The sequence below is a fragment of the Microbispora sp. GKU 823 genome, assembly GCF_002027145.1.
Classification (GTDB): domain Bacteria; phylum Actinomycetota; class Actinomycetes; order Streptosporangiales; family Streptosporangiaceae; genus Microbispora; species Microbispora siamensis.
This window is the reverse complement of record NZ_MWJN01000008.1, coordinates 60,889-80,707: the sequence shown is the minus strand read 5'-3', so window position 1 is coordinate 80,707 and position 19,819 is coordinate 60,889. Positions and strand designations below refer to the sequence as shown.

The following is a 19,819-nucleotide window of genomic DNA, read 5'->3' as shown; positions in this document are numbered from 1 at the left end:
CTGCCTGTGTAGCGAGCTGCCATACGAGATCGGAAGGCGATAGTCGCGGCGCCCACGTACTGATGCCGGGGCCGGAAACATCAGCGACTGGTTATTGCGCACCCGAGATGTCCCGACCTTGCCCGGCTGTGGAGGGCATATTGCCCTTATGACAACGGGCAGGTGTGTGAGGGACCTACTGGCGGCAGGGGTCGCCGGTGGCATCCTCGTCTGGGGTGCGGTTGGTATGTGGACGGCCGCTACGGTCGGCAACTACCCCTGGAACGTCTGGGTCCCGATCGCCTACGGAGCCGGCAAAGGTGTCTTCCTCGGTCTGCTCGCCGGACTCGGTGCCGCCACAGGGCTGACAAGGTGGGCGCGGCGCACGCCGAAGTCCATCGCCTTCGTCGGCGCCCTCGTCAGCGGTTCGATTCTGGGCACGATCAAAGACTTCAACGGCCCACCTGCACCCATGGACTACTTCATGCCGCCGATGCCGGACGAGCGTTGGTATTGGTCCACCATGCTCGTCCATTGGTCCGGCAAGATTATTGCGCCGGCCGTCGTTTGTGCCGTCGGCCTCGTCATGCTCGTCGGTCGCCTTATCCGGGAACCGTACCCGGCAAGGCTGTCCGTCGTGACCAACTCGATGCTCGCCCTAGCAGGGGTGGGGCTGCTGCTCCTTCCGGAGATCGCGTCAAGCTTCGTCCCCGAGGTGGAGGGCAACGGACAGCACGTGAACGAGGGAATCATCGCGGCCCTCTACTGTTGGGCGGTAGCGATCCCCGTGATCGCCGTGGGCGCCTGGCGCACCTGGCGACTCCTTCGTCGTTCTACCCCCATCTCAGCGCTCCCGCCCGGAGACGCCTCCGCTAGGGCGCTTGGGGCTCGAACCCCGAACTGACGGCTTGAAAGCTGATTGATCGGCGCCCGAGCCGGGCGGTCTACCAGTGCGGGTCGAAGGGCAGCATCGGGATCACCCCCAGAAACGAATCCCGTATCAGCGTCAGCATCCACAACACACCGGCGCTGAGTGCGGTGCTCACCAGGAGTGTCACCACGACCAGTCTCACCAAAGTCCGCCCAGAGGGCCGGGGCCGACGCTGAAGCATCATGCCGCAAGCCAAGCAAACGGACGGCAGGTGTACCAGCCTGGATGGCGTTCGCTGCGAAATCGATGCCGAGGCGCGGCGGAGTTGCATTGGCACCATCGGGGCGTTGGCGCGACCAGGAAGTCTGCCTGAAATTTGCAGCGGTGTCCCTCACGGACCAGCGGTTCGAGCAAGTCGTCTCCCTTTCTGTTGACGCACTCCCGCCTTCTCTCTAGCGTGAGGCCTCCGTGAGTGATCGGCATTTATTTGTTAGCGCTAACAAAGTGCACAAGTGAAAGTTCGACCCAGCAATTCAGATCTAGTGATGGGACATCTCATGGCACTGAGCATGGCGTCTGATGGTTACTCATCAGGACCATCGCGGAGCATCCGGTCGTTGCGCCAGTTGCTGATCGCCCTTGTGTTGACCGCGCTCACCGCAGTGGCAGCCCTCGTCCCCGCGCCATCGGTCAATGCCGCCACCAGCCAATTCCGAGGCATGAACTGGGCCGTGCTGGGTGACAACTTCAGCACCGGCACGCTCGTCGTGCAGGGCCTGAGCCAGTCCGACAGCAACGCGACAGTACGGGCCAAGGCCAACGCGCTCTACGACTACATGGAATACACCATGGGGGTCAACACCGTCCGGTTGCCCATCAACACCCACACTGTGGCCAATACGAGCTGGTGGAACTCCTACCGTGGTGCCATCGACGCCGCCACCGACCGTGGATTCAAGGTCATCCTGGCCTATTGGGAGGACGGCGCAGCCTCCGGCGGCAGGATCACGAACCTCGCCGCATGGAACTCGATGTGGTCCACCGTGACCAACACGTACGGCTCGAACAGCAACGTCTACTTCGAGCCGATGAACGAGCCGCACGGCTACTCATCGGCGGAATGGCGCAACGTAGCAGCGAACTGGCTCAGCACTCACACTTCGGCGGTGCCTGGCCGGGTACTCATCGGCGGTACCGGCTTCAGCCAGGACCTCCGGGACATCTGCAACGACAGCCGCTTCAACTCGACGCTGCTGTCCTTCCACTACTACGCCTTCTTCTACAGCGCGATGACCTACGACGCCTTCCGGAGCCACATTCAGACGCTTCTGGGCAACTGCGCCTCCCGCGCGATCGCGACGGAATTCGGCGCGCCGATGTCCACCGGCCTCAACTACGCCGACGCGGACAGCACCGACAACTTCGTGCGCTACCTCCGCGCCATGGCCCAGGTCATGCGTGACAACCAGATGGGCGGCACCTACTGGCCCGCCCTCGGCGGCAAGCCGACCGGAAGCCTCGGCTACGACCACTACTCGATGTACGCCCTCGGCGGCAGCGGCACCAACCTCACCTTGACCGTCCGCAACCAATCCGGCGCCGACCGGGTCCGCTACGGCTGGGGCGACACCGTCCGCGACTCCACCCCTTCGCCGCAGCCGGAAACGTTCTACAGGATCGATGCGCGCCACAGCGGCAAGGCCATGGACGTCCAACAGGCGAGCACCAACAACGGTGCGCGCGTCGACCAGTACACCTACGGCGGCAACCCATGGCAGCAGTGGCAGTTCCAGGACGCCGGCAGCGGCTACTGGCGCATCGTCAGCCGCCACAGCGGGAAGTGTCTTGATGTGGTGGGCGCTTCAACCGCCGACGGTGCCGAGCTCATCCAGTACACCTGTGGCACCGGCACCAATCAGCAGTTCCAGATGGTCGCCAACGGTAGCTACTTCCAGCTCCGGGCACGACACAGCGGCAAATGCGTGGACGTACCGTCCGCATCGACCGCGGATGGCGTGATCCTCAAGCAGTATCCGTGCAACACCGGCGCCAACCAGCAGTGGTCGCGCACGGCCGTCTAACGGTCGTCTCGACGTAACCGCGGATCCGCGGTACATCCCTCCCCGGTGCCGATCTCGTGCTGTGCGCTCGGTGCCGGGGATCCGGATCGCGGCGTTGTGCGGGCGGCCCGAGGTGGGGTGTCGGTCCTGCCATCGGTCCGTCTCCCCGGCCGCCGTCCCGGATCGGACGTACGATTCTCACCACCGCGCGGCGGAGGCAGTCCACGAGATCGGGGCTGCGGCCGGAAAGGCGGCCGCGCTTTCTCGCCTCAGAGGGACTGTCGTCGCACTCGCGGAGAGGGTAGGGAGCGCGACCGGCCGTAGTCACTCAGTCAGTCACTCGGCAACGCAGAAGGCCGTTCCGATCTTCGGAACCGGCCTTTCAGCTGGTACTACATGGTCGGGGTGGCGGGATTTGAACCCACGGCCTCTTCGTCCCGAACGAAGCGCGCTGCCAAGCTGCGCTACACCCCGGTCGCTTGGACTTTTCGTCCTGCGCCTCGGCAAGTCTAGCGGACTTTGCGGCTGCTTGTGTCATCCGGCACGACGGGGCGGCGGGGGACGAGCGTCAGCAGGGTCGCCTCGGGCGGGCAGGCGAAGCGCGCGGGCGCGTACGGCGAGGTGCCGAGCCCGGCCGAGACGTGCAGCCAGGAGGTCTCGTGCCTGCTCAGCCCCTTGACGCGGGCGCGGTCGATGCCGCAGTTGGTCACCAGGGCGCCGTAGAACGGAATGCACAGTTGCCCGCCGTGGGTGTGCCCGGCCAGCAGCAACTGATATCCGTCCTGGGCGAAGCGGGACATGTTGCGCGGCTCGGGCGAGTGCATGACGCCGAGCCGCAGGTCGGCGTCGACGGGGGCCTGGCCGGCGATCTCGTCGTACCGGTCCCGGTCGATGTGGGAGTCGTGGATGCCGCCCACGTGGACGTCGAGGTCGGCCACCTTGAGGCGGGCCGTCGCGTTGTTCATGTCCAGCCAGCCGGCCTCCCGCATCGCGGCGCCCAGCTCGGCCCAGGGCAGGGTCGGCACGTGCTGCCGGGAGTCCCCCTTGGACGTACGCCACAGGTAGCGGACGGGGTTCTTCGGCCGAGGGGCGTAGAGGTCGTTGGAGCCGTAGACGAACAGACCCGGCCGGTCGAGCAGCGGCTCCACGGCGTACATGTACGACTCGACCGCGTCGGGGTGCGCCAGCGTGTCACCGGTGTTCACGACGAGGTCGGGGTTGAGCGAGGCCAGCGAGCGCACCCACGTGATCAGGCGGTGGCGCCGGGGCGTGAGATGCAGGTCGGAGATCTGCAGGATCCGCACCGGCCGCTGGCCGGGAGCCAGGACGGGCACGTCGAACCGGCGCAGCCGGAACCAGTTCCGCTCGATCACCGAGGCGTAGCCGACACCGGCCACGCCGAGGCCGAGGATGGACAGGGGAATCGCGGCTGCTTTCCTCACACAGCCATGATGCCCGACGTACGGCCCGCCTCCCGCATAACCTGGCGAAGACCGGAGCCCGGGCACGGCAAGATGGACGCATGAGTGCGTTGAAGGACAAGCTGAAGGCCGACCTCGCGGCCTCGATGAAGGCCCGTGACGAAGTACGGGTCCGGACCATCCGGATGGCTCTGGCCGCCGTCAACGTCGAGGAGGTCGCGGGCAAGGAGGCCCGCGAGCTCTCCGACGACGAGGTGATCAAGGTGCTGACCCGCGAGGCCAAGAAGCGCCGGGAGGCGTCCGAGGCGTTCGCGGGCGCCGGGCGGGCCGAGCAGGCCCAGGCGGAGCTGGACGAGCAGGCGGTCCTGGAGGAGTACCTCCCCGCCCAGCTGAGCGACGACGAGCTGAACGCGCTCGTCGACGCGGCGATCGCCGAGAGCGGCGCGGAGGGTCCCAAGGCCATGGGCCAGGTCATGAAGATCCTGAACCCGAAGGTCGCGGGCCGCGCCGAGGGCGGCCGGGTCGCCCAGGCCGTACGCGCCCGTCTGTCCGCCTGACGGCCGCGGGAAGCCGGTCCCGGACCGGCGCGGCGTCCGGCCGAGACCGGAAAGTGCGCGGCGTCCGGCCGAGGCCGGAAACGCCGATGGGCCGCTCCCCGGCGAGAGGAGCGGCCCATCGGGAAGAGGATCACCCGAACGGGTCGAAGGGCGAGTCGCCGCCGCCGTGGCCACCGCCGTTGCCGCCGCCCCGGCCGTTGCCGGGACCGCCGCCGTGGCCGTTGCCGCGACCGTCGCCACCTGGACCATCGCCGCCGCCCTGGTCGGACTTCGGCTTCGGCGGGGGAGCGCACTGGTGGGCGCAGCCGCCGAACCTCGACATGTCCGGCTTGACGAACGACGAGGCTTCTACGCCCTTGAGCGCCGACAGGAAGGTCGCCTTCCAGATCGGGCCCGGGATGCTGGCGCCGAAGACCGAGCCGTACGACCGGCCGCCGATGACGCGGTTGCTCAGCGGGTAGCGGACCGGGCCGCGCGGGTCGCCGAGGCTGACCGCACCCGCCAGGTCGGGGGTGAAACCGGCGAACCAGACGGTGCGGGAGACGTCACCCGTACCGGTCTTGCCGGCCGCGTCCCTGCCGATGCCGCCGACACTGGACATCGTGCCCTTGGTGAACACGCCCGACAGGATGCTCGTGGCCGCGTCGGCGACCTCGGCCTCGACGGCCTGCTTGCACTCGGGCTTGAACGAGGTCACCTTGTTGAAGCGGTCGGTGATCTCGGTGATGGCCATCGGCGCGCAGTACTTGCCGCGGGCGCCCAGCGTCGCGTACGCCGCGGCGACGGTGACCGGGTCCATCTCGTTGAAGCCGAGCGTGAACGGCTCGAACTCCTGGAGCTTGCCGCCGTCGGCGCGCTTGATGCCGAAGTCCTTGGCGGTCTTCACGACGTCGCAGAGGCCGACCTTCTGCTCAAGGGTGAGGAAGAAGGTGTTCACCGAGCCCCACGTGCCGGTCTGCAGGGTCAGGAACCCGCCGTGGCCCTCCGCGTTGTGCAGCGGGGTCTTGATGTCGCCCACGGAGTTGCCCTTGCAGTCCTTGAACGCGGAGTAACTGGGCGCCGTGTAGGTGCTGCCGACGTTGAAGCCGTCGTTGAACTTGTAGCCTTCCTTCAGCGCCGTCACCAGCGTGAACATCTTGAAGGTCGATCCGGCCTGGAAGCCCGTGCCGCCGCCGTGGAGAGCGTCCGCGACGACGTTGATCGACATCTCGTTCTTCTTCCTGCTGGTGCCGAACTTCCGGCTGGAGGCCATCGCCTTGATGGCTCCCGTGCCGGGCTCGACGAGCGCCTCGGAGGCGACCGGCTTGTCGCTCGGGAAGACGTACTTCTTGATGGCCTTCTCGGCGGCCTTCTGCATCTTCTTGCTCAGCGTGGTCCTGATCGTCAGGCCGCCGCGGGCCAGGAAGTCCTGCCGGGCCTTCTGCGTCTTGCCGAACTGCGTGTCGTTGAGGATCTCGTTGCGCACGTACAGGCAGAAGTACGGGTAGTCGCTCTCCTCACAGCCGCCGGGGATCTCCTTGTCCTTCCACCCCAGCTTCTTCTTCTTGGCCTCGGCGGCCTCGGCGTCGGTGATGATCTTCAGCTCGGCCATGCGGTCGAGCACGACGTTGCGCCGGGCCAGCAGCCGGTCACGGAAGGCCTTCCCCCGGTTGGGGTCGGTGGCGTTCGGGTCCTGGACGGCTCCCGCCAGCGTGGCGGCCTCGCTCAGGTTCAGCTCCGAGGCGTGCTTGCCGAAGAACCGCTTGGACGCCGCCTCGATGCCGTACGCGCTGGCGCCGAAGTAGGCGATGTTGAGATAGCGGTTGAGGATCTCGTCCTTGCTGTACTTCTGCTCGATCCCCATCGCGTAGCGGATCTCGTTGAGCTTGCGCCCGACGGTCGGCGCGACGGCGGCGGCCTTCTCCTCGTCGGTCTCCGCCCGGTTGTACAGGACCTGCTTCACGTACTGCTGGGTGATGGACGAGCCGCCCTGCGTCACCCCGCCGGTGGTGATGTTCCTGACCAGCGCGCGGGTCGTGCCCTCGACGTCGAGCGGGCCGTGCTGGTAGAAGCGGAAGTCCTCGATCGCCACGATCGCCTTGCGCATGATCGGCGCGATGCGGTCCATCGGGACCGATTCCCGGTTCTCGAAGTAGAACTGCGCGAACTGCTTGCCGTCCGCGTCGAGCAGGACCGTCTTCTCCGGCAGCGGTGGTTCGTTGAGGTCCGCCGGCTTGAGGCTGAGGGTCTCGATGCTCGACTTGACCGTCACACCGGCCCCGCCCACGGCGGGTAGTGCAATCGCCGCCGCCAGCACTCCCGCGACGCCCGCGCGCCGACGAGGCGCAGGGCCGCACCTGTCCGGGATGCCAGAGTTTTGCCGTGAGCTTGCACGGATCCAAGGGTACGTCCGTTTGGTGACTCTCCCGGCATCGACCTCACAGGTCGGCATTACCCCCCGGCGGGGGGGACTAGTCATTCCCGGCCACATGGCCTGACATGACCATGCACGAATTTGGTCCCCCCGGGGTATGTCGGTTCGATCGTTTCGTTGCGTACTTTCTCCTCTGCGGCTACTGCAATCAGGAGGCCCGACGCCCGCGCCCGTCGGCCGAAACGACGACTGACCACCTAAGGGGAGTGGGGTCGAACATGTGGATCACGGATTGGACCTCCCGTGCCGCCTGCCGGGGTGCGGATCCTGACGCACTCTTCGTGCAAGGCGCCGCCCAGAACCGGGCCAAGCTCATCTGCCGTGGATGCCCCGTCCGTACCGAATGCCTCGCCGATGCGCTGGACAACCGCATCGAGTTCGGGGTGTGGGGCGGGATGACGGAGAGGGAACGGCGCGCGCTGCTCAGGCGCAGGCCGGACGTGGAGTCCTGGCGAGACCTGCTGGAGTCCGCCAAGGAGGAGTACGAGCGGACCAACGAGCTGATCGCCGGCTGAGCCCGGCGCGGCGTCCCGCGGCGAAGCGGGACGCCGGATATCACGCCTTCAGGACGCGAGGAGTTGCCCGATCTGGCGAAGTCCCGCCAGATCGTGCACGTCCTCGGGCATCGCGGGCACCTGCGCGATGGGCACCGTCGGATGGGCCGAGGTGAAGTGCTCCTGCTGGCGCTGCTCCCGCGAGGCGAGCTGCATCCTTCCGGCGTGCAACCGCAGCACGGCCGCGGTCAGCTCGTGCTCGCCCCTGGCGTCCAGGTCCTCGGCGGCCGCGGAGCTGCGTGCCGCCGACAGCGACGGCGCCAGCGGCCGGTGCACGCGGTTGACGACGAGCCCGGCCAGCGGCATGCGCTCGTCGGCCAGCCGTTCCACGAAGTAGGACGCCTCGCGCATCGCGTCGCGCTCGGGCGCGGCGACGACGACGAACGCCGTGCCGGGCGCCTGGAGCAGCCGGTACGTCTGCTCGGCGCGCTGGCGGAACCCGCCGAACACCGCGTCGAGCGCGGTGACGAACATCTGGATGTCCCGGAGCACCTGGGCCCCGATCACCTTGGTCAGGATGCCCGCGACCATTCCGAATCCGGCGTTGAGCAGCTTGAACGCACTGCGCCCGCCGGCCTTGGCCGGGGCCGTGAGGATGCGGATGAGCCTGCCGTCCAGGAACCGGCCGAGGCGCTCGGGGGCGTCGAGGAAGTCGAGCGCCGACCGCGACGGCGGGGTGTCCACCACGATCAGGTCCCACTCGTTCGAGCGGCGCAACTGGCCCAGCTTCTCCATCGCCATGTACTCCTGCGTGCCGGAGAAGCTCGACGACAACGACTGGTAGAAGGGGTTCGTCAGGATCTGCTGGGCGCGCTCGGGGTCGGCGTGGGCCTCGATGATCTCGTCGAAGGTCCGCTTCATGTCGAGCATCATCGCGTGCAGTTCGCCGCCGGCCTCTCCGGCGCCGTCCACACCGTGTACGCGTCTCGGGGTGTTGTCGAGCTCGGTCAGGCCCATCGCCTGGGCCAGCCGCCTGGCGGGGTCCACGGTCAGGACGACCACCGAGCGGCCCCGCTCGGCGGCGCGGAGCCCGAGGGCCGCGGCCGTCGTGGTCTTGCCGACACCGCCCGAGCCGCAGCACACGATGATCCGGGTGTCCGGGTCATCCAAGATCGCGTCGATGTCCAGCGCGGGCGCCGTCCTGGTCACAGCTCAGCCTCTCACTCGGTCGAAGGGTCACGCCGCGCACTCTTCACACCACGCACTGGGCGCGCAGGGCGTCGGCCAGTTCGTAGAGCCCGGCCAGGTCCGCGCCGTCGGGCAGCAGCGGCAGGTCGTAGCGGGGCACGTCGGCCTCCTCCAGCGCGACGCGCTCGCGCTTTTCCAGCTCGGTCCGTTGGGCGTGCTCGCACACCTCCCGGGCGAGCGCCTCCGCGACCGCGGAGGCGTCGGCCCTGCCGTCCGTCAGCCCGGCCGCCTTGAGGCCGAGCGCGAGCTCGGCGGAGTCGAAGCGTCCCTGGCAGGCCGCCTTCAGCACGCCCTCGGGCAACCCGGCGGGGCGCACCATGTTGACGAACACGCCGCCCACCGGCAGGCCGGTCGTCCGCAGCTCCTCGATCCCGTCCAGCGTCTCCTGGACGGGCATCTCCTCCAGGAGCGTCACGAAGTGGACGGCCGTCTCCGGGGAGGCGAGGACGCCCCGCACCAGGTCGGCGTGGTTCTTGATGGGCCCGACCCGGGCCAGCCCGGCGACCTCCTGCGTCACGTTGAGGAAGCGGGAGATCCGTCCGGTCGGGGGCGCGTCCATGACGACCGCGTCGTACACCCTCCGGCCCAGCTTGTCGCGGCGCCGTACGGCCTCGCTGGTCTTGCCGGTGACCAGGACGTCCCGCAGGCCGGGGGCGATGGTCGTGGCGAAGTCGACCACGCCCATGCGGGTCAGCGCCTTGCCCACGCGCTTGATGCCGTAGAACATCTCGAGGTATTCGAGCATGGCCTCTTCGGGGTCGACGGCCAGCGCGTACACGTCCCCGCCGCCGGGCGCCACGGCGATCTTGCGCTCCTCGTACGGCAGCGGCGGCAGGTCGAACGCCTGGGCGATGCCCTGCCGTCCCTCGACCTCGACGAGCAGCACCTTGCGCCCGCCCGCCGCGAGGGCCAGCGCGAGCGCGGCGGCGACCGTCGTCTTCCCGGTGCCGCCCTTGCCGCTCACCACGTGCAGGCGCACGCCGTCCCAGTCGGTGTCACGGGCCTCCCCGTTGCTCCCGCCGCGACTGCTGGTCGGCTGACTCACCGTGCCTCCTCCGGACGGCCGGCGAGATCGCGTGCGCGGGTCGTCGCGCGGTGGTTCCCGTCGGCGTGCCTGCTCCACTCGCCCACCTGAGGAAGGCTACCCAAGGGTTACCTGCCGATTCGCGGGGGTCGTCCCGAGCCGGAACCCGAGGTACGGCTTACGCGTCGATTGGGTAAGGGTTGGACAATGGGTGCTTGCCCAATCCGGTCGACGAAGGAGGTGCCGGCCGTGGAGTCGGTGCTGTTGACGCTGGTCGTGGTCCTGGGCTTCGCCCTGATCGTCGCGGTGGCCCGGGGTGTGCGGATCGTCCAGCAGTACGAGACCGGAATCGTGTTCCGGCTCGGCCGCATCCAGCAGGAGGTGCGGGGGCCCGGTCTGCACTTGATCGTCCCGATCGTCGACCGCATGCAAAAAGTGAACATGCAGATCGTCACGATGGGGGTGCCCGCGCAGGAGGGCATCACCAGGGACAACGTTTCGGTACGCGTCGACGCGGTGGTCTACTTCCGGGTGATCGACCCGATCAAGGCGGTCGTGAACGTCCAGAACTACCTCTTCGCGGTCTCCCAGGTGGCCCAGACCTCGCTGCGCTCGGTGATCGGCCAGTCGGAGCTGGACCAGTTGCTGTCCGACAGGGACGCGCTGAACGCCCAGCTCAAGGCCGTCATCGACGAGCCGACCGAGGGACCGTGGGGCATCCGGATCGAGCGGGTCGAGATCAAGGACGTGGCGCTGCCCGAGGGCATGAAGCGGTCGATGTCCCGGCAGGCGGAGGCCGAGCGGGAGCGGCGCGCCCGGATCATCACGGCCGACGGCGAGTTCCAGGCGTCCAAGCGGCTGGCCGCCGCCGCCCGGGAAATGTCGTCCGACCCGGCGGCCCTGCAACTGCGCATGCTGCAGACCGTGGTCGAGGTCGCGGCCGAGAAGAACAGCACGCTGGTCATGCCGCTGCCGGTCGAGCTGCTGCGTTTCTTCGACAAGATGGCTCCCGCCGAGGCGCCCGCCGCCACCCAGAAGGCGGAGGAGCCCGAGCCCGTCGAGGAGGCGCTGGGCGAGCTGCCCGCCATCGACGCCCCGGCCGACCTGCCGGGAACGGCGTTCGACGTGCCCGCCCACGCCCCGCGGACCGAACCGCGTTCCTGAGCATCCCCGGCGCGCTGTGCCTCGATAGCCTTTGCCCATGACCAAGTGGGAATACGTCACCGTGCCGTTGCTCACGCACGCCACGAAGCAGATTCTGGACAACTGGGGCGAAGACGGGTGGGAGCTCGTCTCGGTCATCCCGGGGCCCAACCCCGAGCAGCTGGTCGCCTACATGAAGCGGGCGAAGTGATGGCGACCCCGGAGGAGCGGCTCGCCGAGCTCGGGCTCGCGCTGCCCGAGGTCGTGCCCCCGCTGGCCGCGTACGTGCCCGCCGTACGGACGGGCGACCACGTCTACACCTCCGGCCAGCTTCCGCTCGTGAAGGGCGAGCTGGGCGTCACCGGCAAGGTCGGCGCGGAGGTGTCGGCCGAGGAGGCCAAGGAGCAGGCGCGCATCTGCGCGGTCAACGCCCTGGCGGCCATCAAGGCGCTGGTGGGCGACCTGTCGCAGGTCGTAAGGATCGTCAAGGTGGTCGGGTTCGTCGCGAGCGCCCCCGGCTTCACCGGGCAGCCGCAGGTCGTCAACGGGGCCAGCGAACTGCTCGGCGAGGTGTTCGGCGAGGCGGGCAAGCACGCGAGGAGCGCGGTCGGCGTGGCGGTCCTCCCGCTCGACGCCCCGGTCGAGGTGGAGGTCATCGCGGAGGTCCGCTGACCGTCCAGCCGACCGGAACCGGGGTTTGCGGTTCCGTGAACGCGTGGGGGAGCATGGGGGCCGGTTGACCCGATCGTTGTTCTGGAGGGCCTCATGGGGTTTCCGCTGCCCGGCGAGGTCGGCGAGCGGGCGCGGGAGATCCTCGCCGGCCGCCTGGCTCCCGTCCCCGCCAGGGACGCGGCCACGGTGGTGCTGCTGCGCGACGACCCCCTGGAGGTGTACCTCCTCAGGCGTAAGGCCACGATGGCCTTCGCCGCCGGCGCCTATGTGTTCCCCGGCGGATCGGTCGACCCGCGGGACGCCGACCACACCGTGGCCTGGGCGGGCCCGTCGCCGGCCGAGTGGGGCGAGGTCTTCCGGGCCGACGAGAGAACGGCCCGGGGCCTCGTCTGCGCCGCCGTACGGGAGACGTTCGAGGAGTCGGGCGTGCTCCTGGCCGGGCCCGGCCGGGACACGGTGGTGACGGACACGACCGGCCCGGACTGGGAGGCCGACCGCCTCGCGCTGATCGCGCGCACGCTGTCGTTCGCCGAGTTCCTCGACCGGCGCGGTCTCGTGCTCAGGTCCGACCTGCTCAAGGCGTGGGCGCATTGGATCACGCCGATCGTGGAGCCCCGGCGCTTCGACACCCGCTTCTTCGTGGCGGCTCTGCCCCCGGGGCAGCGTACGCGTGACGTGGGCGGGGAGGCGTCCGGCGTGGCCTGGATGCGACCTCGTGACGCGCTGGCCGCCGCGAGGGCGGGAACGGCCCACGTGCTGCCGCCCACCTTCAAAACGCTGGCCGAGATGGCGGCGTTCGAGTCGGCAGGCGACGTGCTCGCCTGCCCCCGGTCGATCACGACCGTCCTGCCGGAGCCCGCCGAGGTGGACGGGCGGATGGTGCTCATGATTCCCGAGACAGGAAAGGCGGCCGAGTGAGCGGTCTGCGCATCCCGGTGGAGGGACCGGACGGCTCCGGTACGGCCAGCGCGGTGAATGTGCTGGCGCCCAACCCGTCGCCGATGACCCTCGACGGCACCAACACGTGGATCGTCGGCGGGGCGGACGCCGTACTGGTCGTGGACCCCGGCCCGGACGACGAGGCGCACCTGCGGCGGGTCGCCGAGCGGGTGGACGGCCGCCGGGTGACCGCCGTCCTGCTCACGCACGGCCACCCCGACCACAGCGAGGGCGCGGGGACGCTCGGGCGGATGCTCGGCGCACCGGTGCGGGCGCTCGATCCCGCCATCGCCTGGGCGAGGAGGGCCTGGCCGACGGCGACGTGGTGACGGCGGGCGACGTGGAGGTGCGGGTCGTCGGCACGCCCGGGCACTCGTTCGACTCGCTGTGCTTCTGGCTGCCCGGCGACCGGGCGATGCTGACCGGTGACACGATCCTCGGCCGGGGGACGACCGTGATCGCCCCCGACGGGGACCTCGGCGACTACCTGCGCAGCCTGGACCGGCTCAGGCAGGGCGCCGAGATGCTGGAGGCCACGGCGCTGCTGCCCGGTCACGGGCCCGTCCTGCCCGATCCGGCCGGGGTGCTCGACGCGTACATCGCCCACCGGCGCGAGCGGCTGGACCAGATCCGCGAGGCGATCCGCAGGGGCGCCAGGGACGCGCGCGAGATCGTCGAGATGGTCTACGCCGAGGTGGACCGGTCACTGTGGCCGGCCGCCGAGATGTCGGTGGCGGCCCAGCTCAACTACCTCAAGACGCTCTAGCGGCTCAGCGGGAGCGGTTGAAGAGCCGCTCCCTGTCCATGATCACCACGGCCTTGGCCTCGATGCGCAGCCAGCCGCGCTGGGCGAAGTCGGCCAGGGCCTTGTTGACCGTCTCCCGCGAGGCGCCAACGAGCTGGGCGAGCTCCTCCTGGGTGAGGTCGTGGTGCACCCGGATGCCGTCGTCGGTCTTCTGCCCGAAGCGGTCGGCCAGGTCCAGGAGCTGCTTGGCGACCCGGCCGGGCACGTCGGTGAAGACGAGGTCCGCGAGCACGTCGTTGGTGCGGCGCAGCCGCTGGGCCAGGGCGCGCAGCAGGTGGAGGGCGACCTCGGGCCGGCCGGTCAGCCACGGCCGCAGGTCGTCGTGGCCCAGCCCCGCCAGGCGCACGTCGGTCAGCGCGATCGCCGAGGCCGTACGCGGACGGGGGTCGAACAGCGACAGCTCGCCGAACATCTCGCCGGGGCCGAGCACGCTCAGCAGGTTCTCCCGGCCGTCGGGGGCCGTACGCGCCAGTTTGATCTTGCCTTCGAGCACCACGTAGAGCCGGTCGCCCGTCTCGTTCTCACTGAAGAGGGTGCGGCCCTTGGGCAGCTCCACCTCGGTGATGCTCGTACGCAGAGCCGCGGCGCTCTCGCGGTCGAGCGCGGAGAACAGCGGCGCCTTGCTCAGTACTTCCTCGGTGCTCACGGTGCCTCCTTGCTGCGGGCGCGCTCGGTCGCCGGCTCCGTGCTAGCCATTGTGACCCACGCCTTCCACGGCGCTTTACGGGGTGTCCCGTTACGTCGCATGGGCGTAGCTCCCGGCTCGCACTCGTGTGCGTCGTGCCTGGCGAAACAACACAATCTTGGCGGAAACCTATCCTTACGCCCATTGCGCACTCGACCGGCCGGGCAGCCGGTCGTCCCCCTACGGGCACAGTGTATTGCGCGCCATAGGGACAAATTGGCAAATACAGGCTGCATATGTGGCATGTATGGCAAGACATGCTCTCGGCGCGGGCCGCGGACGCGAGGCCCTACGCTTGCGGCATGGCGACGAACACGGCCGCTCCCCGACGGCGTCAGCGCCAGGCCGAGACCCGCCTGGGACTCGTGCGGCGGGCGCGGCGAATCAACCGGATCCTGGCCGAGACCTACCCCGACGCCCATTGCGAGCTCGACTTCGGCAACCCCCTGGAGCTGCTGGTCGCCACGATCCTCTCGGCGCAGTGCACCGACAAGAGGGTCAACATGGTCACTCCGGTGCTCTTCGCGAAGTACCGGACCGCGGCCGACTACGCCGGGGCCGACCGCGCCGAACTCGAGGAGATCATCAAGTCCACCGGGTTCTTCCGGGCGAAGGCCAACAGCATCATCGGGATGGCGCAGGCCCTCTGCGAACGCCACAAGGGGGAGGTCCCGGGCAAGCTGGCCGACCTGGTCAAGCTCCCCGGCGTGGGCCGCAAGACCGCGAACGTCGTGCTCGGCAACGCCTTCGACGTCCCCGGCATCACCGTCGACACGCACTTCCAGCGGCTGACGAGGCGCTTCGGCTGGACGACGGAGACCGATCCCGTGAAGATCGAGCACGAGGTCGGCGAGCTGATCCCCAAGTCCGAGTGGACGATGCTGTCGCACCGGCTGATCTGGCACGGCCGGCGCATCTGCCACGCCAGGAAGCCCGCCTGCGGCGTGTGCCCGCTCGCCGCGCTCTGCCCGTCGTACGGCACGGGCCCGACGGACGCGGACGAGGCGCGCAAGCTGGTGCGGCCGGGCCCGTTCTCGTGAATACGCGGTGATCGGGAAGCTCGCGTGCTCTCGCGTGGTTGTACGGCACGCCTGGGCCCGCGCGTGCCCGGTGTGACAGCGGTGTGACGATGTGGAGGTGGTCGTGGCTCCCCCTTGGTTGACGGAGCTGGCCGCGAAGGCCGCGCACAGCCCTGTTCCCACCGCGTTGCGACCACCCGCGAACGGCGCCGGCCGCTCGGCGGCGGTGCTGTTGCTGTTCGGCGAGGGGCCGGAAGGCCCCGACATTCTTCTCATCCAGCGCAGTTCGAAGGGCCGGGTGCACGCCGGTCAGCCCGCGTTCCCCGGCGGCGGCGTCGATCCCGGCGACGACGGCCCGATCGGCGCGGCCCTGCGCGAGGCCCAGGAGGAGACCGGGCTCGACCCCTCGGGCGTCGAGGTCGTCGGCACCATGCCCGAGCTCTACGTCTGGCGCAGCGACAACCGGGTGACGCCCGTGCTCGCCTGGTGGCACACGCCCTGCGCCGTGCACGCCGCGTCTCCCGACGAGGTCGAGACCGTCGAGCGGGTGCCGGTCGCGGAGCTGGTGGACCCGGCCAACCGGCTGCGGCTGCGCCACCCGCGCGGCGTCGGCCCCTCCGTGGCGTTCCGCGTACGCGGCCTGCTCGTGTGGGGGTTCACCGCCGGTGTGCTGGACGGCGTGCTGACCGCGGCCGGCTTCGAGCGTCCCTGGGACCGGTCGCGGGTCGAGGATCTGCCCCCCGAGGTCGTCGACCTGGCCGCGCGGGGCTGAGCCCGCGGGTGCTCGTACGCCGCGGATGGCGACGAGACCCGGCAGACGCCCGCACACGACGAGTGGCGTGCCTATACCGTGGAAACTGTGCGCGGCGATCTTCTGGATCTCATCCTGATCGGCCTGGTGGTGGCCTTCGCGGTATCCGGTTACCGGCAGGGCTTCATCATCGGGGCCTTCAGCTTCATCGGATTCGTCGGCGGCGCCCTCCTGGGCCTGTTCATCGCGCCGCCCCTGGCCGGAGCGATCGTCAGCGGCGACATCGAGAGGGCCCTGTTAGCCATCGTCATCGTCTTCCTGGCGGCGACGATCGGGCAGTTCGCGTCCTCGACGATCGGGGCGGTGGCCCGCAGCCACGTCACATGGGAGCCGGCCAAGGCCGTCGACGCCTTCGGCGGCTCGGTCGCCAGCGGTCTGTCGGTTCTGGCCATCGCCTGGCTGCTCGGCTCCCTGATGGTCTCGATGAGCTTCGGCCAGCCGCTGATCAAGGACCAGATCAACGGATCCGTCGTGTGGCAGACGGTCGACGAGGCCATCCCGGACGGCGTACGGGACATGCAGAAGCCGTTCAGGGACTTCGTCAACACGTCCGAGTGGCCGCAGGTCATCACCTCCATCGGCGGCCAGAACGTGCCCCCGCCGGACCAGAGCCTGATCAACAGCAGCCCCGCCCTCGTCCGGGCCCGCAGGGCGATCGTCAAGGTGCAGGGCACGGCCCCGAGCTGCCGCAAGCGCATCGAGGGCACCGGGTTCGTCTACGCGCGCCAGCGGATCATGACCAACGCCCACGTCGTCGCCGGGGTCACCGAGGGGCTGCGGGTGACCGACTACGAGGGCAACCAGTACGAAGCCCGGGTCGTCCTGTACAACCCCGAGCGCGACATCGCGGTCCTGTTCGTCCCCGGCCTCCCGATCAACGCGCTGCGCTTCGACATGAACGCCGACAAGGGCGACAGCGCGATCATCGCCGGCTACCCGAAGGGACACCCCTTCACGCCGCTCGCCGCGCGCATCAGGATCAAGCAGCGCGCCGAGTCGTACGACATCTACAACCAGCGCAGGGTGGAGCGCGAGGTCTACGCCATCCGGGGCAAGGTCCAGCCGGGCAACTCGGGCGGGCCGCTGCTGAGCCCGGACGGCCGGGTGTTCGGAGTGATCTTCGCCGCCGCGACGGACCAGCCGGAGACGGGCTACGCCCTCACGGCGGAGGAGGTCATGCCCGACGCCAACGACGGCAGCGGCGCCGTCGTCCGCGTGGGCACCCAGGACTGCGACTGAGGGCGGGTCGGGCTCTCCTGCTGGGAGCGTACCCGGAGGTCGCCTGACGGCGTCTCGCTAAGCGTCAGGGGTCAGGCGGGCCAGGATGGCGGCGACGGCGGAGCCGGCGTCGGCGTTCCCCTCGTCGATGGCGGTCGTGACCGCGTCGGCCTCCACGGCCAGGGCCCGCAGGTCCAGCCCGTAGGGCCGGGTGGAGCCGTACGCGCCGAGCCGGGCGGACCCGCGGGTCAGCAGGGCGGCGGCGCCGGAGAGGTTGCCGCGCTGGATGTGCGTCAGACCGACGCATATCTGCGCGAGCCCCTGCCACAACTCGCGTTCCTCGGCCGGGCCGGTCTTCCAGCGGGCCTCCAGCACCTCGTGGGCGTGGAACGGCCGGCCCGCCGCGAGCAGTTTCCTGGCCTCCTCCAGCGCCTCTTCGGCGGCGGGGGCGTAGTCGTCCGGCACCCGGGGCACTCCCTCTGTGCCTCTGGGGAGCGGCCTGCCGTACTCGTCGCGAGGGCGTGCATTGCGGGGGCGACCCGCTTCGTCACGGTCACGCATGGTCTCTCCGCAGGGCGCGTGGGCGGTTCAGAGCGGCCGAAGCGGCGGTGATCTCCCGGAGCACCCGGAGATCAACCAGGAAGTTGGGCCACTTCAGGGCACATTTCTACTATCTTCTACAAGATCACGGGTACCGATCGGGCAGCCGGGGCGGCCACACTGGGGCGCTCACGGCGGGTGAGACGGGCGACGGCGGGACCATGCCCGGCGCCGGACACCAGGTCAGCGGCGGGTTGAGCGACCGGTTCAGCGGTCGGATTCAGCGATCGGATCCAGCGGTCGGTTTCAGTGGTCGGGTTCAGCGGTCGGGTTCGGGGTCGGAGAGCCAGGAGACGAGTTCGGCGTTGAACTGCTCGGGGCGCTCCTCGTGCGGGAAGTGCCCGGCGCCCTCGATCAGCCGCCACCGGTACGGCGCGGCCACGAACCTGCTGGAACCCTGCGCGGTCCGCGGCAGGATGCACGGGTCGAGCGCGCCGTGCAGTTGCAGCGTCGGCGCCTCGATCTCCGCGCGCATCTGACGGGCGTAGCGGAAGCCGTCAGGGCGGAGCTGGGACCGGGCGAACCAGCGGTAGTACTCCAGCGCGCAGTGCGCCACAGCCGGGAGCCGCATCGCATCCCGGTACACCCGCGTCACGCCGTCGCCCGGCCACTGCGGCCCGGCCCACCGCTCGACGAGCCTGCCCACCGCGGCGCCGCCCCTGCGGGTCAGCTTCCGCTCCGGCAGGAAGGGGAGCTGGAATCCCAGGGCGTAGCGGCTGGCCCTGAGCTGCCCGAGAGGGTCGGTGAACAGCGCGGAGCGCATGCGCAGCGGATGCGGCGCCGACACCGGCACCAGCCGCCGCACCACCTTCGGGTCGAGGACGCCCATCGTCCAGCCCAGCAGGCCGCCCCAGTCGTGGCCCACCACGATCGCGCTCGTCTCGCCGAGCGCCCGCACCAGGCCCGCCGCGTCCACGGCCAGCGTGGGCAGGTCGTAGCCGCGCGGGGGCTTGTCGCTGGTGCCGTAACCGCGCAGGTCGACGGCGACGGCCCGGTAGCCGGCCTCCGCCAGCGCGGGAAGCTGATGCCGCCAGGTCCACCAGAACTGGGGGAACCCATGCAGCAGCAGGACCAGCGGCCCGTCTCCGGCCTCGGCCACGTGGAACCGCACACCGCCCGCGTGCACCACGCGGTGTGCCCAGGGGCCGTCGACCTCGATCAGCGTCTCGTCAACCGGCATCGCTCACGGACTCCCGGTGGGCGCCCACCTGCCCGGCGGTCGGCCCCGTGTACGGCGGCGCCGGAGCCGCGGGCCGCGGCGCGGGGGCCGGAACCCTCTCCGGCAGCTCCTCCTCCGCCTCCTCCGGCCCCGCCAGGCCGCGCAGGCTCCGCCTGGTGCGCTTCATGCCGGTCAGTCCCTTGAGCCGGCGGTAGCCGACGAGGACCAGCAACCCGGCCATCAGGAGGTAGAACACCGTGACGATCGTGAACGCCAGCCACGTGGCCAGCCCCGCGGCCACGAGGGCGTACGCGATCGCGAACGAGGCCAGGATCAGGCAGAGATGCCCGATGAAGGCCGCGGCGCCGAACAGCCCGGCGGCCATGCCGACCCGCTTCGCGTCGAACTTGAGCTCGGCCTTCGCCAGCTCGATCTCCGACCGTACGAGGGTGGAGATGTGATGGCTCGCCTGGGCGACCAGCGCACCGAGCGATTCGTCCTCGGGCATGAGCGATCTCCTATCTGCGACTATCAAACATCATCTCGTGCCCGTCCGCGCACGTGCACGTGAAGCCCCCTCGCCTGTGGATGACCGTAGTCCGAAGGCCGCGCACGCGAAGACCTGCCCGCAGACGGCCGGAATATGACGGCTCAGGCGATCTGTGCGCTCCCTGCCGCCCCCGGCGCGCACTGGCCCGCGG

The 19,819-nt window shown here is 69.8% G+C and carries 19 protein-coding genes, 1 tRNA gene and 1 pseudogene; 12 read left to right on the top strand and 9 right to left on the bottom strand.

What is annotated here, in order from left to right; translation table 11 throughout:
- Nucleotides 1-166: 166 nt before the first annotated feature.
- A complete protein-coding gene (locus B1L11_RS06935) occupies nucleotides 167-883 on the top strand; it encodes a hypothetical protein (protein ID WP_079313714.1) in 717 nt (238 codons plus the stop codon).
- A gap of 584 nt (nucleotides 884-1,467) precedes the next feature.
- Nucleotides 1,468-2,931 (top strand): RICIN domain-containing protein, encoded by a 1,464-nt coding sequence (locus B1L11_RS06930; protein WP_218670942.1) that lies wholly within the window; start codon nucleotides 1,468-1,470, stop codon nucleotides 2,929-2,931.
- A 376-nt stretch (nucleotides 2,932-3,307) separates the two neighbouring features.
- Here the strand turns inward: B1L11_RS06930 and B1L11_RS06925 are convergent.
- Both B1L11_RS06925 and B1L11_RS06920 read right to left on the bottom strand, forming a co-directional pair.
- Nucleotides 3,308-3,384: transfer RNA gene (locus B1L11_RS06925), tRNA-Pro, on the bottom strand.
- Between the two features lie 35 nt (nucleotides 3,385-3,419).
- On the bottom strand, nucleotides 3,420-4,352 hold the full coding sequence (locus B1L11_RS06920; protein ID WP_079313712.1) for a metallophosphoesterase: 933 nt from the start codon (nucleotides 4,350-4,352) through the stop codon (nucleotides 3,420-3,422).
- Between the two features lie 80 nt (nucleotides 4,353-4,432).
- Between B1L11_RS06920 and B1L11_RS06915 the strand changes: the two genes are divergently transcribed.
- Nucleotides 4,433-4,888, top strand: a complete 456-nt coding sequence (locus tag B1L11_RS06915) for a GatB/YqeY domain-containing protein (protein WP_079313711.1) — start codon at nucleotides 4,433-4,435, stop codon at nucleotides 4,886-4,888.
- 130 nt (nucleotides 4,889-5,018) lie between these two features.
- On the opposite strand, the gene B1L11_RS06910 is transcribed toward B1L11_RS06915, so the two are convergent.
- Nucleotides 5,019-7,154: a transglycosylase domain-containing protein gene (locus B1L11_RS06910; RefSeq protein ID WP_256862288.1), complete on the bottom strand. Its 2,136-nt coding sequence runs from the start codon at nucleotides 7,152-7,154 to the stop codon at nucleotides 5,019-5,021.
- Nucleotides 7,155-7,519: 365 nt separating this feature from the next.
- Here B1L11_RS06910 and B1L11_RS06905 point away from each other — a divergent pair, with 365 nt between their 5' ends.
- On the top strand, nucleotides 7,520-7,816 hold the full coding sequence (locus B1L11_RS06905) for a WhiB family transcriptional regulator (RefSeq protein WP_030506755.1): 297 nt from the start codon (nucleotides 7,520-7,522) through the stop codon (nucleotides 7,814-7,816).
- A 48-nt stretch (nucleotides 7,817-7,864) separates the two neighbouring features.
- Here the strand turns inward: B1L11_RS06905 and B1L11_RS06900 are convergent, their stop codons facing one another.
- Together B1L11_RS06900 and B1L11_RS06895 are read right to left on the bottom strand one after the other, a co-directional pair.
- Entirely contained in the window at nucleotides 7,865-9,004 is a 1,140-nt protein-coding gene (locus tag B1L11_RS06900) for an ArsA family ATPase (protein WP_079313710.1), read from the bottom strand.
- A 43-nt stretch (nucleotides 9,005-9,047) separates the two neighbouring features.
- Nucleotides 9,048-10,088 (bottom strand): ArsA-related P-loop ATPase, encoded by a 1,041-nt coding sequence (locus B1L11_RS06895; RefSeq protein ID WP_079313709.1) that lies wholly within the window; start codon nucleotides 10,086-10,088, stop codon nucleotides 9,048-9,050.
- A 228-nt stretch (nucleotides 10,089-10,316) separates the two neighbouring features.
- Between B1L11_RS06895 and B1L11_RS06890 the strand changes: the two genes are divergently transcribed.
- From B1L11_RS06890 to B1L11_RS06875, 5 genes and pseudogenes are all read left to right on the top strand, one after another.
- Nucleotides 10,317-11,231: a slipin family protein gene (locus tag B1L11_RS06890; protein WP_256862287.1), complete on the top strand. Its 915-nt coding sequence runs from the start codon at nucleotides 10,317-10,319 to the stop codon at nucleotides 11,229-11,231.
- Between the two features lie 37 nt (nucleotides 11,232-11,268).
- Nucleotides 11,269-11,421, top strand: coding sequence for a DUF4177 domain-containing protein (locus B1L11_RS44930; protein WP_143737071.1), 153 nt, complete (start codon nucleotides 11,269-11,271; stop codon nucleotides 11,419-11,421).
- Complete coding sequence (locus B1L11_RS06885; RefSeq protein WP_079313707.1) at nucleotides 11,421-11,882, top strand: RidA family protein; 462 nt, start codon at nucleotides 11,421-11,423, stop codon at nucleotides 11,880-11,882. The genes B1L11_RS44930 and B1L11_RS06885 overlap by 1 nt, the downstream gene beginning before the upstream one ends.
- Before the next feature lie 93 nt (nucleotides 11,883-11,975).
- Nucleotides 11,976-12,800 carry an NUDIX domain-containing protein gene (locus B1L11_RS06880; protein WP_079313706.1) on the top strand — a complete coding sequence of 275 codons (825 nt, stop codon included), beginning with the start codon at nucleotides 11,976-11,978 and terminating at the stop codon, nucleotides 12,798-12,800.
- Nucleotides 12,797-13,587 (top strand): annotated as a pseudogene (locus tag B1L11_RS06875) (MBL fold metallo-hydrolase). The gene B1L11_RS06880 and the pseudogene B1L11_RS06875 overlap by 4 nt, the downstream one beginning before the upstream one ends.
- A 4-nt stretch (nucleotides 13,588-13,591) precedes the next feature.
- On the opposite strand, the gene B1L11_RS06870 reads toward B1L11_RS06875, so the two are convergent.
- Nucleotides 13,592-14,272: a Crp/Fnr family transcriptional regulator gene (locus tag B1L11_RS06870; RefSeq protein WP_030506761.1), complete on the bottom strand. Its 681-nt coding sequence runs from the start codon at nucleotides 14,270-14,272 to the stop codon at nucleotides 13,592-13,594.
- Between the two features lie 341 nt (nucleotides 14,273-14,613).
- On the opposite strand from B1L11_RS06870, the gene nth reads away from it, so the two are divergent.
- The 3 genes from nth to B1L11_RS06855 all read left to right on the top strand — a co-directional run bounded on the left by nth (nucleotide 14,614) and on the right by B1L11_RS06855 (nucleotide 17,380).
- Complete coding sequence (gene nth, locus B1L11_RS06865) at nucleotides 14,614-15,351, top strand: endonuclease III (RefSeq protein WP_079313705.1); 738 nt, start codon at nucleotides 14,614-14,616, stop codon at nucleotides 15,349-15,351.
- 103 nt (nucleotides 15,352-15,454) lie between these two features.
- The gene (locus B1L11_RS06860) at nucleotides 15,455-16,102 is read left to right on the top strand and encodes a CoA pyrophosphatase (RefSeq protein WP_079313748.1); all 648 of its coding nucleotides are present in this window, start codon (nucleotides 15,455-15,457) and stop codon (nucleotides 16,100-16,102) included.
- Between the two features lie 87 nt (nucleotides 16,103-16,189).
- Nucleotides 16,190-17,380, top strand: a complete 1,191-nt coding sequence (locus B1L11_RS06855) for a MarP family serine protease (RefSeq protein ID WP_079313704.1) — start codon at nucleotides 16,190-16,192, stop codon at nucleotides 17,378-17,380.
- A gap of 57 nt (nucleotides 17,381-17,437) precedes the next feature.
- Here B1L11_RS06855 and B1L11_RS06850 read toward each other — a convergent pair whose 3' ends face one another.
- The 3 genes from B1L11_RS06850 to B1L11_RS06840 form a co-directional block, all read right to left on the bottom strand.
- Nucleotides 17,438-17,824: a DUF309 domain-containing protein gene (locus tag B1L11_RS06850; RefSeq protein ID WP_239108649.1), complete on the bottom strand. Its 387-nt coding sequence runs from the start codon at nucleotides 17,822-17,824 to the stop codon at nucleotides 17,438-17,440.
- Nucleotides 17,825-18,218: 394 nt separating this feature from the next.
- On the bottom strand, nucleotides 18,219-19,139 hold the full coding sequence (locus B1L11_RS06845) for an alpha/beta fold hydrolase (protein ID WP_079313703.1): 921 nt from the start codon (nucleotides 19,137-19,139) through the stop codon (nucleotides 18,219-18,221).
- Nucleotides 19,129-19,626 (bottom strand): phage holin family protein, encoded by a 498-nt coding sequence (locus B1L11_RS06840; RefSeq protein WP_079313702.1) that lies wholly within the window; start codon nucleotides 19,624-19,626, stop codon nucleotides 19,129-19,131. Before B1L11_RS06840 ends, B1L11_RS06845 begins: the two co-directional genes overlap by 11 nt.
- Between the last annotated feature and the right edge of the window lie 193 nt (nucleotides 19,627-19,819).

Coding starts and splice junctions, on each gene's coding strand:
- nth (WP_079313705.1), top strand. CDS start 14,614: ATGGCGACGAACACGGCCGCTCCCCGACGGCGTCAGCGCCAGGCCGAG.
- B1L11_RS06915 (WP_079313711.1), top strand. CDS start 4,433: ATGAGTGCGTTGAAGGACAAGCTGAAGGCCGACCTCGCGGCCTCGATG.
- B1L11_RS06880 (WP_079313706.1), top strand. CDS start 11,976: ATGGGGTTTCCGCTGCCCGGCGAGGTCGGCGAGCGGGCGCGGGAGATC.
- B1L11_RS44930 (WP_143737071.1), top strand. CDS start 11,269: ATGACCAAGTGGGAATACGTCACCGTGCCGTTGCTCACGCACGCCACG.
- B1L11_RS06905 (WP_030506755.1), top strand. CDS start 7,520: ATGTGGATCACGGATTGGACCTCCCGTGCCGCCTGCCGGGGTGCGGAT.
- B1L11_RS06840 (WP_079313702.1), bottom strand. CDS start 19,626: ATGCCCGAGGACGAATCGCTCGGTGCGCTGGTCGCCCAGGCGAGCCAT.
- B1L11_RS06845 (WP_079313703.1), bottom strand. CDS start 19,139: ATGCCGGTTGACGAGACGCTGATCGAGGTCGACGGCCCCTGGGCACAC.
- B1L11_RS06885 (WP_079313707.1), top strand. CDS start 11,421: ATGGCGACCCCGGAGGAGCGGCTCGCCGAGCTCGGGCTCGCGCTGCCC.